This window comes from Enterobacter cloacae complex sp. XAL002, assembly GCF_049236805.1.
GTDB classification, from domain to species: domain Bacteria; phylum Pseudomonadota; class Gammaproteobacteria; order Enterobacterales; family Enterobacteriaceae; genus Enterobacter; species Enterobacter intestinihominis.
On sequence record NZ_JBMKJN010000024.1, the window covers coordinates 24,933 to 40,747 of the forward strand.

Genomic DNA, 15,815 nt, shown 5'->3' on the forward strand with positions numbered 1-15,815 from the left:
ACAGGGAAGGATACACCAATGTGTGCGGGCTTACTTCTGAAACGCTTTTTTTAAGCTGATTTTAGAAATCAGCTCAGTCAGGGAAAGTACCATGGTGGAGCGGACAACTTGTTGATAACGCAGCTTTTGCATCATGTACAGCTCAGGGTCGCTGTCATCAAACTGAGGTGCGGGAGGGAGCGCGGCTACGCAGTGCAGTTCGCCGAAGGGCCCCAGGATCTCATCATCGGTAAAGGTGTACTCATTGCCGTCATGATTGAGCTCTTCGCGCAGCGCCATTAACAGCTCGGCGTCTTCATACTCCTGACGGTTGAGCACGCCAAGACCGTAAATCAGCTTCAGCCGTACCGATAAATCGCCCAGCGGTCCGTCTCCGTCCAGTAACGGTTCTACAGCATACTTTACCGCGTAGTCGTCTTTGCGAAACACCTGAAGCACCAGAATGTTCACCGCCTCGGTTAACAGCTCGACGGCGGCGATCAGGAAACTTCGTACGGTTTTGCCAGCATTCAGACGCTCAAGCACACGATTTTCAAAGGCCTGGGTTTGTTCCATTATTGCCTGCATATCTGACAATCTGTTATTCGGGCGCAGGCTAACCTGCGCCGGACTCTGCATCATTTGGTTGCGTTGTATGCGCTGACCGCCTCCGCAACCACGTCACTGTTGGCATCCAGACCGGAAATCTGCGCCAGCGCAGCCTGTGCGCCTTTGTCATCAATCAGCTGAGCCAGCTCAATCGCCTGCGGGTCCTGCTCGCTGCGGTAGTGCATTGCGGCAGCAATCCCTTTCACCAGGTTAGCGTGCGGCAGACCGTATTCCAGCGTGCCCAGCAGCGGTTTAATCAGGCGGTCGCCCGCGCTCAGTTTACGCAGCGGCTGACGACCCACGCGCTCAACGTCATCTTTCAGATACGGGTTTTCAAAACGACCGAGGATTTTCTGGATGTATGCTGCGTGTTTATCAGCATCAAAACCGTAGCGTTTGATCAGCACCGCGCCGCTCTCTTCCATTGCCCCTTTGACCACCGCACGGATGTTCTCATCGAGGATCGCGTCACGAATCGTCTGATGACCGGCCAATTTCCCGAGGTACGCGGTTATAGCATGCCCGGTGTTCAGCGTGAAGAGTTTACGTTCGACAAATGCCATCAGATTATCGGTTAATTCCATTCCCGGAATGGTCGGCAGCGCGCCTTTAAACTGAGTTTTATCAACGATCCACTCGCTGAAGGTTTCCACCGTCACTTCCAGCGGGTCGTTGGTGGCGGATTCTGATGGCGGAACGATGCGGTCAACGGCGGAATCCACAAAACCAACGTGCGCTTCAACCCAGGCTTTATCTTCCTCAGCCACAGCGGCCAGAACGTGGCCTTTCAGCTGCGTGGTGCCGCGCACCATGTTTTCACAGGCGATGATGTTCAGCGGCGTTTCAACGCCTTGTGCTTTACGCTTCGCCAGGCCTTTCGCGACCGCCGGGGCGATACGCTCAAGCACCACCGGACCCACGGCTGTGGTGACCAGATCAACGCTTGCGATGAGGTCAATCACGTCGTCGCCAATGCTGCTTACCGCGTTGACGCCAGAGACCGTTTCAACCTGTTCGTTTTCACCCACCACGTGAACCTGATAGCTATGACGGGCATTCAGGGCATCAAGAACCACCTGATTCACATCGGCGAATGTCAGGGTAATGCCTGCGTCTGCCAGCAGTTTACCGATAAAGCCACGTCCGATATTACCTGCGCCAAAATGTAATGCTTTCATAGTGTTAACCTTCATCAATGTTTTTACCCGAGAGGGCTGGGGTGAGGAACGTTTTCCCCCTCACCCTAGCCCTCTCCCCGGGGGGAGAGGGAAGAGGCGCTGTTACTTGTTAAGCAGAGCCAGAACTTCTTCAACGCTGGTGGTGTTGGCCAGACGCTCAATAACCGTTTCGTCATCCAGCGCGTTGGTCAGGCTGGTAATCACCTGGATATGCTCGTTGTTGCGAGCGGCGATACCAATCACCAGACGGGCGATGTCGTCCTCTTCTTCACCGAAGCGCACGCCATCAGGATACTGACAGAACACCACGCCGGTTTTCAGCACGCGGTCTTTCGCTTCAACCGTACCGTGCGGAACCGCGATGGATTCACCCAGGTAGGTTGGGGTCAGCTTTTCACGCTCCAGCATCGCCTCAACGTATTCCGGCTGAACGTAGCCGCCTTTCACCAGCTGCTCACCGGCGAAGCGAATGGCCTCTTCTTTATTGGTCGCCGTGCGGCCAAGGAAGATGTTTTCTGCGCCCAGTTTGAACAGATGCGCGTTGCTCTCGTCGAAGCTGTCTTGCAGGCTGGTGCGCACCTTCACTTCGTTATCTTCATGGCGCTGGGCCGCAACCAGACGTTCGGTCAGGCTGGTGTACAGGCCGCTGTCGAGGAAGTTGGTCAGGGAAATGTGCTGCGCCTGCGGCACCTGACGCATGGCGCGCTCGGTCAGATCGCGGTGCGTGATCACCAGGTCAACGTCCGGCGGCAGGTTGTTAATCGCGCTGTTGGTCACGGAGATGTTGGTCAGACCCGCATCCTGCACTTTCTTACGCAGCACGCCCGCACCCATTGCGCTGGAACCCATACCGGCATCACAGGCCACGATAATTTTACGCACGTGGCTCAGGTCGTTAGAGACATCACCCGCCGCCAGCGGCGTTGCGCCTTTGGATTCGGCTTTCATGTCATGCATACGACGGGTTGCCGCTTCGATATCGTCGTCTTCTTTCACCTTGCTGGTTTTCAGCAGGATAGCGGAGACCACGAAGGAGACGGCCATGGCCGCACAGATCGCCGCGATGTTCGCGAAGTAGGCGCCTTTCGGGGTCATCGCCAGCACCGCCAGAATAGAGCCTGGAGAAGCAGGAGACACCAGACCACCGCCCAGTACGCTCAGGGTGAACACGCCGGTCATACCGCCAAGGATAACGGCCAGGATCAGACGTGGGTTCATCAGCACATACGGGAAGTAAATTTCGTGAATACCGCCCAGGAAGTGAATGATCGCCGCGCCGCCAGCAGACTGTTTCGCGCTGCCGCGACCAAAGAACATGTACGCCAGCAGAACGCCCATACCCGGACCCGGGTTCGCTTCAATCAGGAAGAAGATGGACTTGCCGAGATCGTGTGACTGCTGGATACCCAGCGGTGAGAAGATACCGTGGTTGATGGCGTTGTTCAGGAACAGGATTTTCGCCGGTTCAACGAAGATAGACGCCAGCGGCAGCATGTCATGCGCCACCATGAAGTTAACGCCCGCCGCCAGCAGTTTGGAGAGCACTTCAACCGCAGGGCCAATGCCGAGGAACGCCAGAATCGCGAGGATCATCCCGATGATGCCCGCGGAGAAGTTGTTCACCAGCATTTCGAAGCCGGATTTGATCTTGCCATCAACCCAGACGTCAAATTTCTTAATAGCCCAGCCGCCCAGAGGACCGGCAATCATCGCACCGAGGAACATCGGCATATCCGCACCGACAATCACCCCCATGGTTGTGATGGCACCCACGACACCACCACGGTCACCGCCCACCAGACGACCACCGGTATAACCGATGAGCAGCGGCAGCAGGTACGTAATCATTGGGCCAACAAGTTTCGCCAGCGTTTCGTTAGGCAACCACCCTGTCGGAATAAATAATGCGGTGATAATACCCCACGCGATAAACGCGCCGATATTTGGCATCACCATGTTGCTGAGGAAACGACCAAAGCTTTGCACTTTGATCTTGAAATCGGATGACATAAAACACCCCTTCTTATGTTTACGCTTAGGCTTGTGGCCCGAGGTTTATCGTTAATGTGCGGCGGCAGAGGTAGCCGGGCCCTGTTCTGATGCTGTGAAATCTGGCACTGAATCGTTCAACTGTCCAGACAGCGGAATTTTGTGTGATCTGAATCACATGAATGTAGGGGGTGAGGATATTAATGAAGTGATCGCTATCACATAATGGGTGTGTAAAAAAAATACATTGCTCAGAATTACGCCAAAATGAGGGCTATTTTGTGATTAATATCACAATGTTAAGTTGGCTGTTTGTTTCCAGATTGTGATTTGATTCACAAAATATTTTTATGCAGATTTCTTCCGTATCCCCTCACGGCAGGAATGCGATACGTACACCTGCCTTTTTTCACGGCTTGATCCATACTGACCTCTTTATGGGCATTAAGGATAAGCAATGAAACTCATCGGCAGTTATACCAGTCCTTTCGTGCGTAAGATTTCGATTCTCCTGCTGGAGAAAGGGATTGAATTTGAATTCGTAAATGAACAACCGTACAACGCAGAGAACGGCGTTGCGCAGTACAACCCGCTGGGGAAAGTCCCGGCGCTGGTAACGGACGAGGGCGACTACTGGTTTGATTCCCCGATCATTGCGGAGTACATCGAGCTGCTTGGCGTTGCGCCAGCCATGCTGCCGGCGGATCCAAAAGCAGCGCTGGCGATGAAGCAAATTGAAGCCCTGGCGGATGGCATTATGGATGCGGCATTAACGTCCGTACGCGAGCAGGCAAGGCCCGCCGCCCAGCAGTCAGAAAATGAGCTGCTGCGCCAGCGCGAAAAAATCAGCCGCAGCCTGGATATGTGCGAACAGCTGATCCGCGACGGGAAAATTCAGAGCGATAGCCTGAATCTGGCGACGATCGCCATCGCCTGCGCCATTGGCTACCTTAATTTCCGCCGCGTCTCGCCGGGCTGGTGCGTGGATCGTCCGCTGCTGGTCAAACTGGCGGAGACGCTCTTCCAGCGCGAAAGTTTCGCCCGGACTGAACCACCAAAGGCTTGATGCGGGTTATAACACTTCCTGGCGGGAGGCGGTACAATCCCCCCACATGTTAACTCCCTCTCCCGTCGGGAGGGGGGAAGATATTTACTCGCCAGGCGCATTCATGACTACTCATCATTCCCTCTACAGCCAGATCCCCGCTACCGATCGTCTGCTTCGTGATCCGCGCATCACTGCGGTGCTGGAGCAGTTTGGCCATACTGCAACGGTCGACATGCTACGCCAGCTTCAGGACGATGCGCGTCGCCATATTCAGGCTGAAAACGCGCTACCCGGCTGGTGCGAGGCATGGGCGCAGGAAGTTGAACGCAGGCTGAGCAAGCACGCGCAAAGCGCGTTGCGCCCGGTTATTAACCTGACAGGCACGGTTCTGCACACCAATCTGGGCCGGGCACAGCAGGCCGAAGAGGCAACAGAGGCCGTCACCCGTGCCATGCGCTCGCCGGTGACGCTGGAGTACGATCTGGACGGCGCCGGGCGTGGGCATCGCGATCGCGCACTGGCGGATCTTCTCTGCCAGATCACCGGCGCGGAAGATGCCTGCATTGTGAATAACAACGCGGCGGCGGTGCTGTTAATGCTGGCGGCCACCGCGAGCGGAAAAGAGGTTGTCGTCTCTCGCGGCGAGCTGGTGGAGATCGGCGGGGCGTTTCGTATTCCGGACGTCATGCGCCAGGCGGGCTGCACGCTGCATGAAGTGGGCACAACCAACCGTACCCATGCAAAAGATTATCGCGCGGCGGTGAATGAAAACACCGCCCTGCTGATGAAAGTGCATACCAGCAATTACCACATTGAGGGTTTCACCAAAACGGTGGAAGAGGCCGAACTGGCCGCCATCGGGCGCGAGCTAAACGTGCCGGTGATTGCCGATCTCGGCAGCGGGTCGCTGGTGGATATGCGCCAGTACGGTCTGCCGAAAGAGCCCAGGGTGCAGGAAATGGTTGCCGCGGGCGTAAGCCTGGTCAGTTTCTCCGGTGATAAATTGCTGGGCGGGCCGCAGGCAGGGATTATCGTCGGCAGGCGCGAGCTGATTGCGCAGCTACAGCAGCACCCGCTGAAGCGCGCCCTGCGTGCCGATAAAATGACGCTGGCCGCGCTGGAAGCCACGCTGCGGCTCTATCTCCACCCGGAGAAACTGGCTGACCGCCTGCCCACGTTGCGTTTGCTGAGCCGTGATGCGGCCTCCATTCGCGCGCAGGCGGAAGCGCTACTGCCGCAGGTTGCTCCCCATTACCCTGAGTTTGACGTTCGTATCGAGCCTTGCCTGTCGCAAATTGGCAGCGGCTCGCTGCCCGTGGACAGGTTACCGAGCGAAGCGCTGACGTTCACCCCGCGCGACGGACGCGGAAGCCAGCTTGAGGCGCTGTCGACGCGCTGGCGCGCATTACCGACGCCAGTGATTGGCCGGATCGGTGATGGTCGTATGTGGCTGGATTTACGCTGCCTGGAAGATGAAGGGCGGTTTCTGGAGATGATGTTGAAATGATTATTGCCACCGCCGGTCACGTTGACCACGGCAAAACCACGTTATTGCAGGCCATTACGGGCGTGAATGCCGATCGCCTGCCGGAAGAGAAAAAGCGCGGCATGACCATTGACCTGGGTTACGCCTACTGGCCACAGCCCGACGGTCGCGTGCTGGGCTTTATCGATGTGCCCGGCCACGAGAAGTTTCTTTCCAATATGCTCGCGGGCGTGGGCGGGATCGATCATGCTCTGCTGGTTGTCGCGTGCGATGACGGGGTGATGGCGCAAACGCGCGAGCATCTGGCGATCCTGCAACTGACGGGAAACCCGCAGTTGACCGTCGCCCTCACCAAAGCGGACCGTGTGGATGAGGTGCGTATCAACGAGGTGCGTGAAGAGGTGCTGGCGGCGCTGAGTGAATATGGTTTTAAGGATGCCGCTCTGTTTGTCACCGTGGCGACAGAAGGCCGCGGTATCGACGCTCTTCGCGACCATTTGCAGCAGATCCCGTCTCGTGAGCATGCCAGCCATCACCGCTTCCGTCTGGCGATCGACAGGGCGTTTACCGTGAAAGGGGCTGGGCTGGTGGTGACCGGTACCGCGCTGAGTGGCGAAGTTAACGTGGGCGATACCCTGTGGCTGACGGGCGTGAACAAACCCATGCGCGTGCGCGGGCTTCACGCGCAAAACCAGCCGGTGGAACAGGCCCACGCCGGGCAGCGTATCGCCCTGAATATTGCTGGTGATGCCGAAAAAGACCAGCTTAACCGCGGCGACTGGCTGCTGGCCGACGCGCCGCCGGAGCCTTCTGAACGGATTATCGTTTCTCTACAGACCCACACGCCGCTGACCCAGTGGCAGCCGCTGCATATCCATCACGCGGCCAGCCACATCACCGGACGCGTGTCGCTGCTGGAAAACGATCTCGCCGAACTGGTGTTCGACTCCCCGCTCTGGCTGGCGGATAACGACCGCCTGGTTCTGCGCGACATCTCCGCGCGCGAAACCCTGGCGGGCGCCCGCGTGGTGATGCTGAATCCGCCCCGTCGCGGCAAGCGTAAGCCCGAGTATTTAGCGTGGCTGGCCTCGCTGGCCCAGACCCGTGACGACAAGTCTGCGTTAGATATCCACCTTGAGCGTGGTGCGGTGGATCTGGCTGCGTTCGCCTGGGCGCGCCAGCTCAGCGGTGAAGGATTGCGTCTTCTGACGCAGGAGCCGGGTTTTATTCAGGCTGGCGACAGCCTGCTGAACGCGCCGGTGGCGGCGCGCTGGCAGCGTAAAGTGTTGAGCACGCTGGCGACCTATCATGAACAGCATCAGGATGAGCCAGGCCCAGGCCGTGAACGTCTGCGGCGTATGGCGTTGCCCATGGAAGACGACGCGCTGGTGCTGTTGCTGATTGAAAACATGCGTGAAAGCGGCGTGATTGCAAGTCATCACGGCTGGCTACACCTGCCGGAACATAAGGCCGGTTTTACCGCTGAGCAGGACGCGGTCTGGCAAAAAGTGGCGGCGCTGTTTGGCGATGAACCCTGGTGGGTGCGCGATCTGGCGCGTGAAACCAATACCGATGAGCAGCTGATGCGTCAGGTACTGCGGCATGCGGCGCAGCAGGGCATGATTGTGGCGATCGTGAAAGATCGTTATTACCGCAACGATCGGATCGTTGCGTTTGCGAACCTGATCCGGGAGCTGGATCAGGCGCGCGGATCAACCTGCGCCGCAGACTTCCGCGATCGGCTGAACGTAGGACGCAAACTGGCGATTCAGATCCTGGAGTATTTCAACCGCATCGGGTTTACGCGTCGTCGTGGCAATGACCATGTGCTACGCGACGCGCAGTTATTTCCGTAAGCGTTAAGCGCTGCGCGCCTGCTTCTGCTTAGCCAGCCAGACCGCGCCCAGCCTTCCCGCCTGGTTACCCAGCTCGCAGGGAAGGATGGGCACCCGGAGCGCTTCCCACTCCTCGAATCGCTGTAAATATTTATCCAGCAGGAGATAGATTTTCTCCTGCTCACTAATGCCGCCGCCAATCAGCACCGCCTGCGGATCAAACATAGAGATCACGCTGTAAATACCGCGCGACAGACAATGCGCCCACGCTTCAATGGCCTCGCGCAGATGCACGTCGCTGTCCATGCGTTTAAACAGCTCCTCACCATCAGGCATCTCATCTTCCGACACGGCCAGCGCGCGGCGGCAGGCTTTCATCAGGCCACTGGCGGACGCCACTTCATGCATCGGTTCGCCCTCATTGCCTACGGGCAGCACGCCAAACTCACCCGCCCGGTAGTGCGACCCGCGGTAGAGATCGCCCTCCATGACGATACCGCCGCCGATGCCGGTGCCGATGGTGATGCAGACGAAATGCTCATAGTCCTTGCCCGCGCCCTGCCAGCGCTCGCCCAGCGCCGCGCAATTGGCATCGTTTTCGATTGTCACGGGGAGATCGGTCAGCTGTGCGAACAGTTCGCACAGGTTTTCGCCGTCAAGATAGTCCAGCGCCCCGGCTTTGGCCGCTTCGCCGGTATGGTGATTGATATGTCCTGGAAAACTCACGCCAATGCTGGCGATCTCGTGCTCCTGGCAGTATTTATCCACTACCGTTTTCCACTTCTCTTTGAAGGTGCTTTCATCGTCCGGCGTATCATATTCATCGGATGTCAGTTCTTCGCCGTTTTCATTAATTACGCCGTGTTTGATGTGGGTTCCACCCACGTCAAAGCCGATAAATAGCTGCATTGCATCATTCCTCATGAGCCCTTGAGCTATTAAGTATGGCTGCGGCGGCAGAAACGAAACGTAAAGTACGGTAATCCGTGATGCGGCTCGTAAACCCGCTACCCGCTGGCGAGAAAATCATCAGCCGGAACTACCCTTGTTGTACAACAACAGCAAGGAGACGGTCATGACAAACAATCCTCCCTCATCGCGTATCCAGCCTGGCGAGTATGGTTTTCCCCTTAAGCTGAAGCCCCGCTATGACAACTTTATCGGCGGCGACTGGGTGGCGCCCGTCGACGGTGAATACTATTCCAACCTGACGCCCGTTACCGGCCAGCCGCTGTGTGAAATTGCCAGTTCGGGCAAACGGGATATCGATTTAGCGCTGGATGCGGCGCATAAGGCGAAAGATAAGTGGGGGCAAATGTCCGTTCAGGACAGAGCGGCCATTTTGTTCAAAATCGCCGATCGGATGGAGCAGAATCTGGAGCTGCTGGCGACCGCAGAAACGTGGGACAACGGCAAGCCGATCCGCGAAACCACGGCGGCGGACGTGCCGCTGGCGATCGACCATTTCCGCTATTTTGCGTCCTGCATCCGTGCCCAGGAGGGGGGAATAAGTGAAGTTGACAAAGATACCGTGGCGTATCACTTCCACGAGCCGCTCGGCGTGGTGGGGCAAATTATTCCGTGGAACTTCCCGCTGCTGATGGCGAGCTGGAAAATGGCGCCCGCGCTGGCGGCGGGTAACTGCGTGGTGCTGAAACCTGCACGCTTAACGCCGCTTTCGGTACTGCTGCTGATGGAGGTAATTGGCGACCTGTTGCCGCCGGGGGTCATTAACGTGGTCAACGGGGCCGGGGGAGAGATCGGCGAATATCTGGCTACTTCAAAGCGTATCGCCAAAGTGGCGTTTACCGGCTCAACGGAAGTGGGTCAGCAGATTATGCAGTACGCGACCCAGAACATCATTCCGGTCACCCTGGAGTTGGGCGGGAAATCGCCGAACATCTTCTTTGCCGACGTGATGGATGAAGAGGACGCCTTCTTCGACAAAGCGCTGGAAGGGTTTGCGCTGTTTGCGTTTAACCAGGGCGAAGTCTGCACCTGTCCGAGCCGCGCGCTGGTGCAGGAATCCATTTATGAGCGCTTTATGGAGCGGGCGATCCGGCGCGTGGAGTCGATTCGCAGCGGTAATCCGCTGGATAACGTTACCCAGATGGGGGCGCAGGTATCGCATGGCCAGCTGGAAACCATCCTCAACTATATTGATATCGGTAAAAAAGAGGGGGCCGATGTGTTGACCGGCGGTCGTCGTAAGGTGCTGGGCGGCGATTTGCAGGAGGGCTACTACCTTGAGCCGACTATCCTGTTCGGTAAGAACAACATGCGCGTTTTCCAGGAGGAAATTTTTGGACCGGTGCTGGCCGTCACCACGTTTAAAACCATGGACGAGGCGCTGGAGCTCGCCAACGACACGCAGTATGGCCTGGGGGCGGGGGTCTGGAGCCGTAACGGTAACCTTGCCTATAAAATGGGCCGCGGCATTCAGGCCGGACGCGTATGGACAAACTGCTATCACGCCTATCCGGCTCATGCGGCGTTTGGCGGCTACAAACAGTCGGGCATCGGGCGCGAAACCCATAAGATGATGCTGGAGCACTACCAGCAAACGAAATGTCTGTTAGTCAGCTACTCCGATAAACCGCTGGGGCTGTTTTAATCTCCCGGGCGGCCTGAGCCGGGTTAAAGCCGGGTGGCGGCTTCGCCTTACCCGGCCTACTTTTTACTCCCTCTCCCGTGGGAGAGGGCTGGGGTGAGGGCAACAGGCCGCAGTTATTCAGCCTTCATCCACCCATATCCGCATTTCCCCTTCTCCCCGGTTTGCCCAGCTGAACCATGGAATAAAGGTCAGCGTCTGGGGCTGACGTTCTACCGGCGAGTGGTCGTACTGCCACAGGGCATCAGTGTCCTTCGCCTGACACCCGATCCCTTCCGCCTGTATCAGCATCTTGTGCGCGAAAATGCCTTTGCCTTCAAATACCCGAAACGCGCTGTCTTGCGGCAAAGAAAGGTTATGCAGATTTGCGCCGTTATCGGCTTCTTCCAGGCAGTAAACCAGCGGCCCACGCTGCAATGCGACTTTCCCCGCCTGCTGGCGCACCTGCGGGTTGCCGTACACGCGGCGGACCGGCATCGGTAACGTCAGCGTCAGCGTGTCGCCTTCCTGCCAGTTGCGGTTTAGGTATAAGTATCCACGGGAGACCTCGCCTGTAATGGCTTGACCATTGAGCGAAACAGCCGGTTCCGCACACCAGTCCGGCAGCCTCAGGGCCAGCGTGTGAGTCACCGGAACAGGTGAGGTTATCTCGATTTTCACCTGCTCATGCCACGGATAGTTTCCGCTAATCCGCAGCTGGAGGGTGTGTTCCCCCACCGGAATGGCGACGTCGTTCCCCACGTACAGGTTGATCAACAGCGCGTCCGGGCGAACGGTATAAATATAGTGCCCCAGCGAGGTCAGCACGCGCGCAATATTCGGCGGGCAACAGGCGCAGCCGAACCAGCGCTGGCGCACCGGTTTCACGTGGTCATAGATATGGTTAAAGGCCAGTGTTTTCGGGTGCACTTCCAGCGGATTCACATAAAAGAAATGCTTACCGTCCAGCGCCATGCCACCCAGCACCGTGTTGTATAGTGCGCGCTCCATCACGTCGGCGTAGTGGCCGTCCGCCTCCATCTCCAGCATCCGGCGGGCAAACATCATCAGGCCGATGGAGGCGCAGCTTTCGGCATAGACCGTATCGTTGGGCAGATCGTAATCGCTGCTGAATGCCTCGCCGCTGCTTTGGGAGCCAATCCCGCCGGTGATGTACAGCTGGCGCTGTGCCATGTTGTTCCACAGCCGCAGGCAATCCTGACGTTTCCCTTCGTCGTTGCTCAGGCGCGCCAGATGCGCCATGCCCGCCATCAGATAGACAAAACGCACGGCGTGGCCGATGGCCGTTTGTTGTTCGGCAAGGGGCTGATGCGCCTGGCTGTAGGCTTTGTCCTTGACCATCCACGCCGGGCCATAGGTATTCCAGTATGACGTTCTGCCGCGCTTCTCATATTCGATATCGTAGAAGTGAGGCTGTGTGCCGCGTTCCTCAATAAAGTATTTCACCAGATTGAGATAGCGTGGCTCCTGCGTGACGTCGTACAGCCGCATCAGCGCCAGCTCGATTTCCGGGTGGCCCGGATAGCCGTGCAGCTGGTTTTCGCCCGGGCCAAACACGCTGTCGATATGATCCGCCAGCCTGCACACCACGTCCAGCAGGCGGCGCTTTCCGGTTCCCTGGAAATACGCCACGCCCGCTTCAATCATATGTCCGGCGCAGTACAGTTCGTGGCATTCGGCCAGATTGGTCCAGCGCTCGGCCGGTGCTTTCACCGTGAAATAGGTATTGAGATAGCCATCTTCACACTGCGCCGCTGCGACCAGCTCGATCACCTCGTCGGCGGTTTTTTCCAGTTCGGCATCCGGCTTCTGGCACAGCGACCACGCTACGGCTTCGAGCCATTTCGCCACGTCGCTGTCCTGAAAGACCATCCCGTAAAACGCCCCCTGTTCCAGACCGGCCGCGATACGGAAGTTGGCGATGGCGTGGCTGGGTTCAGCCTCCGCCACGCGATCGTTAAGCGCATCCCACTGGTAGGGGATTACCACATCGCGGACCAGCCGTTGGTACTGACCAAGAAACGGGTCGTTGATTTTCAGCTGATGCAGGTCGGCTTCCATTATGGTCATATCGTTCTCCTCAGGACTGTACATGACGCTGGCGCAAATCGGTTGCAATGCGCGACATCACGGGATTGTTAAGCCTGCACCAGCGGATAGCGACCGCCAGCAGCAGGTGGAAAAGGGCAGGGAGTAGCGTCTCCATGGCGGTGATGCCCTGCAATGAGGCGGGTGTCTGGTTGCCCGCGCCTGGCTGATAGGCCACGGCAATAAACACCAGGCTGATGATCCCGGCGCTGGATGCCCACGCGAGCTTGATGAAAAATAGATTGAAGGCGAAATTCATCCCCGAGGAGCGCACGCCGGTTTTCCATTCGCCGTAGTCATCGGCAAAGGCCATTAGCGAGAAGTGAAGCGGCAGGGTGAAGCCCAGGATCACGCCGTTACTTAAAATCACGATAAGCCAGAGCGTCTGGTGCGCCGGGCCACCTGGCAGGAACCACATTCCCATAGCAAGCGCAGCGAGTACCAGGTTGGTGTAGTAGTAGAGTTTGACGGTATCAATCCGCCGCGACAGCGGGTTGACGATCACCGCGCCCAGAATGGCGGCAAAGGTCACCATGGTGAAAAACAACGAGGTGTACGCCGTGCTGCCCTGAAGCACGTAGGTGATGAAGTACATGTACCCGCCGCCGCGAATGTTGAAGACGTTGATCAGCAGAAACGACATCACCAGCATCAGCAGCAGCTGATCGTTTTTACGCAGGCCCGCCAGGTGCTCGCGCAGGGTGAATTTCCCCATCAGCGCAAGCGGGACGCGCTCGCGCACCCAGAAGAAGCAGCACAAGAACATCACCACAGCGATGGCGCACAGTACGCCGACGCCCAGCTGATAACCCCGGGCGGTATTGCCCTGTCCCAGCTCTGACACCAGCCACGGCAGGCCAACGGAGACCAGAAAGCCCGCCACGCCGCACAGTACGAAGCGCCAGGACTGGCAGGATATTACCTCGTTGTGGCGGGTGGTCATGGTGTTGATCAGCGCGCAATACGGCACGTTGATGGCGGTATAGCCTACGGACAACAGCAAATAGGTGCCGAACGCCCAGGCGATTTTCACGCCCATGCTGGCGTCCGGGACGGTGAAGGTCAGCACGCCGACGATCCCGATGGGAAGCGCGACCCACAGCTGCCACGGACGAAAACGCCCCCAGCGGCTCTGCGTGCGGTCGGCAATCACGCCCATCACTGGATCGGAAATCGCGTCAAATACCCGAAGAGCAATAAACAGCGTGCCCACCAGCGCGGGCGTCAGGCCAAATACATCGGTATAAAAAAAGGTCAGGAAGTTCATGATCAGGCAGGTAATTACCGTGCCGCCCGCGTCGCCCAGGCCGTAGCCAATTTTCTCGCGGACTGACAGCCGGTCATCGGCTGCCTGTTTTGCAACTTCTGCGTCTGTAATCGGTGTGGAAGTCATGGGGTAACTCCTCGATAAACGATTTTTTATCGTATTTGTGCAAGGTACCCCATTTATTCTGCATTCAACGGGCAGACCAACAAGGGAAGGGAAAAGTATAAAAAGGTGACGATTCCGACCTGATGGTAAAACTGTGAGTTTGATCGAGCTGTTCTGCTGATATTTATTAATAATCAAACAATAAACGCAATATTAGCCACCATAAAAGCGGGAAATTGAATATCCATGCTTGAATTATCCATAGCACTTCCGATTAAGGTTCAAAATGGCGGGTTATTTATCTCCCGGGGCGTGGGTCGTCATCCCGCACGAAAATTATCTTCGTGGGAGATAATCTTTGTCGAAAAAGGGACATTAACGATCCAGGAGGAAAATACGCTGTTTGAGGTAAACGCCGGCGAGAGTTTATTACTTTGGCCGAAGCGGCGGCATGTCGGCGTGGAAGATTTTCCGGGCGATCTCAAATTTTACTGGCTGCATTTTGAGGTGGATGAAGGCTTGCCTGCGTTGCCAGGTGCGACGCTATTGTCGATTGAGCAACACTGTAGCGTGCGGGATCCGCAATATGTTATTGCGTTATTCCGTCAGTTTTTAAGCGAGCAGGAAAAATTACAGCGTAGCCAGGCGCTGGAGATAATTTTGCTGTTAATTTTGCAGCAGATATCGCTCTCGCCGGGATATGAAGATAAAGCGGATGATGCGGGCGCAGCAATGGCGTGGAAGGCCAAACAACTTATCCGCACTCACTTTCATTTGCCCATATCCACTTCACAGCTGGCGAAAGAGCTGCACTGCAACGCAGATTACCTGGGGCGAGTATTTCGCCGGACGTTTCATTTAACCCTGACGGAGGCAATACACCGCCAGCGCGTCAGGGCCGCTGAAAAATTGTTGCTGAACGATGCGGCCTCATTAACTGAAGTGGCCACCCGGTGCGGTTTTAATGACGTGGGTTATTTCCGGCAGATATTCTCGAAACATACCGGGTTAACGCCCGCCGTCTGGAAACGGCGGTACTGTAAAGAGCATATTAATTCCGGATGAGCGCATCCTCTTTGACCCATCACACCTTCGCTGCCTCGGACGTTATGTATGATGTGCTCAGAACCGGGTTTTAATGCACGCGAGGCATAACTGATGAACCGATTTATTCTGACGGATCCTGAAAAATGTATCGGGTGCCGCACCTGTGAGGTGGCGTGCATGATGTCGCATCAAAGCAGCGCCACGCCAGAAGCGTTTACGTCACGTATCCGCGTGGTTAAGGGGGGAACCTTCACCACGGCCGTGGGCTGCCACCAGTGTGAAGATGCGCCCTGCGCGAATGTCTGCCCGACGGGGGCCATTCACCGTGCTGCGGGAGCCTGGCTCGTTGAGCAGGCTCGCTGTATCGGCTGCAAAAGCTGTATGGTGGCGTGCCCGTTCGGGGCAATGCAGGTTCGGGTTGTGGGAGATCGCGTTCAGGCGCTGAAATGTGATTTGTGCATGCATCGCGAGGGCGGTCCCGCCTGCGTCGAAGCCTGTCCCACCCACGCGCTGCGCTGCATAGACCCCGCCAGACTACGCGTGGAACGGCTGCGTAATCTGGCCTGAGGTTTT

Annotated in this window: 12 protein-coding genes; 6 read left to right on the top strand and 6 right to left on the bottom strand. The window is 57.2% G+C overall.

Annotation, left to right across the window (positions count from 1 at the left end; genetic code table 11):
* Window positions 1-30: 30 nt before the first annotated feature.
* From mtlR to ACOT0L_RS19280, 3 genes are all read right to left on the bottom strand, one after another.
* The gene (mtlR, locus tag ACOT0L_RS19270) at window positions 31-621 is read right to left on the bottom strand and encodes a mannitol operon repressor MtlR (RefSeq protein WP_023298873.1); all 591 of its coding nucleotides are present in this window, start codon (window positions 619-621) and stop codon (window positions 31-33) included.
* The gene (mtlD, locus tag ACOT0L_RS19275) at window positions 618-1,781 is read right to left on the bottom strand and encodes a mannitol-1-phosphate 5-dehydrogenase (RefSeq protein WP_041907503.1); all 1,164 of its coding nucleotides are present in this window, start codon (window positions 1,779-1,781) and stop codon (window positions 618-620) included. Before mtlD ends, mtlR begins: the two co-directional genes overlap by 4 nt.
* 87 nt (window positions 1,782-1,868) lie before the next feature.
* A complete protein-coding gene (locus ACOT0L_RS19280; protein ID WP_022649761.1) occupies window positions 1,869-3,776 on the bottom strand; it encodes a PTS mannitol transporter subunit IICBA in 1,908 nt (635 codons plus the stop codon).
* A 436-nt stretch (window positions 3,777-4,212) separates the two neighbouring features.
* Here ACOT0L_RS19280 and ACOT0L_RS19285 point away from each other — a divergent pair, with 436 nt between their 5' ends.
* The 3 genes from ACOT0L_RS19285 (at window position 4,213) to selB (ending at window position 8,145) form a co-directional block, all read left to right on the top strand.
* Window positions 4,213-4,821, top strand: a complete 609-nt coding sequence (locus ACOT0L_RS19285; protein WP_015572763.1) for a glutathione S-transferase — start codon at window positions 4,213-4,215, stop codon at window positions 4,819-4,821.
* Between the two features lie 103 nt (window positions 4,822-4,924).
* The gene (gene selA / locus ACOT0L_RS19290) at window positions 4,925-6,310 is read left to right on the top strand and encodes an L-seryl-tRNA(Sec) selenium transferase (protein ID WP_126504114.1); all 1,386 of its coding nucleotides are present in this window, start codon (window positions 4,925-4,927) and stop codon (window positions 6,308-6,310) included.
* The gene (gene selB, locus ACOT0L_RS19295; protein WP_126504116.1) at window positions 6,307-8,145 is read left to right on the top strand and encodes a selenocysteine-specific translation elongation factor; all 1,839 of its coding nucleotides are present in this window, start codon (window positions 6,307-6,309) and stop codon (window positions 8,143-8,145) included. The genes selA and selB overlap by 4 nt, the downstream gene beginning before the upstream one ends.
* Before the next feature lie 3 nt (window positions 8,146-8,148).
* On the opposite strand, the gene ACOT0L_RS19300 is transcribed toward selB, so the two are convergent.
* Window positions 8,149-9,033, bottom strand: a complete 885-nt coding sequence (locus ACOT0L_RS19300; protein WP_022649757.1) for an ROK family protein — start codon at window positions 9,031-9,033, stop codon at window positions 8,149-8,151.
* 166 nt (window positions 9,034-9,199) lie between these two features.
* Here ACOT0L_RS19300 and aldB point away from each other — a divergent pair, with 166 nt between their 5' ends.
* A complete protein-coding gene (gene aldB / locus ACOT0L_RS19305) occupies window positions 9,200-10,738 on the top strand; it encodes an aldehyde dehydrogenase AldB (RefSeq protein ID WP_126504118.1) in 1,539 nt (512 codons plus the stop codon).
* Window positions 10,739-10,855: 117 nt separating this feature from the next.
* Here aldB and ACOT0L_RS19310 read toward each other — a convergent pair whose 3' ends face one another.
* The gene (locus ACOT0L_RS19310; protein WP_063850277.1) at window positions 10,856-12,805 is read right to left on the bottom strand and encodes a glycoside hydrolase family 127 protein; all 1,950 of its coding nucleotides are present in this window, start codon (window positions 12,803-12,805) and stop codon (window positions 10,856-10,858) included.
* Window positions 12,806-12,815: 10 nt separating this feature from the next.
* Window positions 12,816-14,216 carry an MFS transporter gene (locus tag ACOT0L_RS19315; protein ID WP_022649754.1) on the bottom strand — a complete coding sequence of 467 codons (1,401 nt, stop codon included), beginning with the start codon at window positions 14,214-14,216 and terminating at the stop codon, window positions 12,816-12,818.
* Window positions 14,217-14,441: 225 nt separating this feature from the next.
* On the opposite strand from ACOT0L_RS19315, the gene ACOT0L_RS19320 reads away from it, so the two are divergent.
* Window positions 14,442-15,260: an AraC family transcriptional regulator gene (locus ACOT0L_RS19320; RefSeq protein ID WP_045622150.1), complete on the top strand. Its 819-nt coding sequence runs from the start codon at window positions 14,442-14,444 to the stop codon at window positions 15,258-15,260.
* Window positions 15,261-15,353: 93 nt separating this feature from the next.
* Window positions 15,354-15,809, top strand: coding sequence for a 4Fe-4S dicluster domain-containing protein (locus ACOT0L_RS19325; protein WP_045309001.1), 456 nt, complete (start codon window positions 15,354-15,356; stop codon window positions 15,807-15,809).
* The last annotated feature ends 6 nt before the right edge of the window (window positions 15,810-15,815 follow it).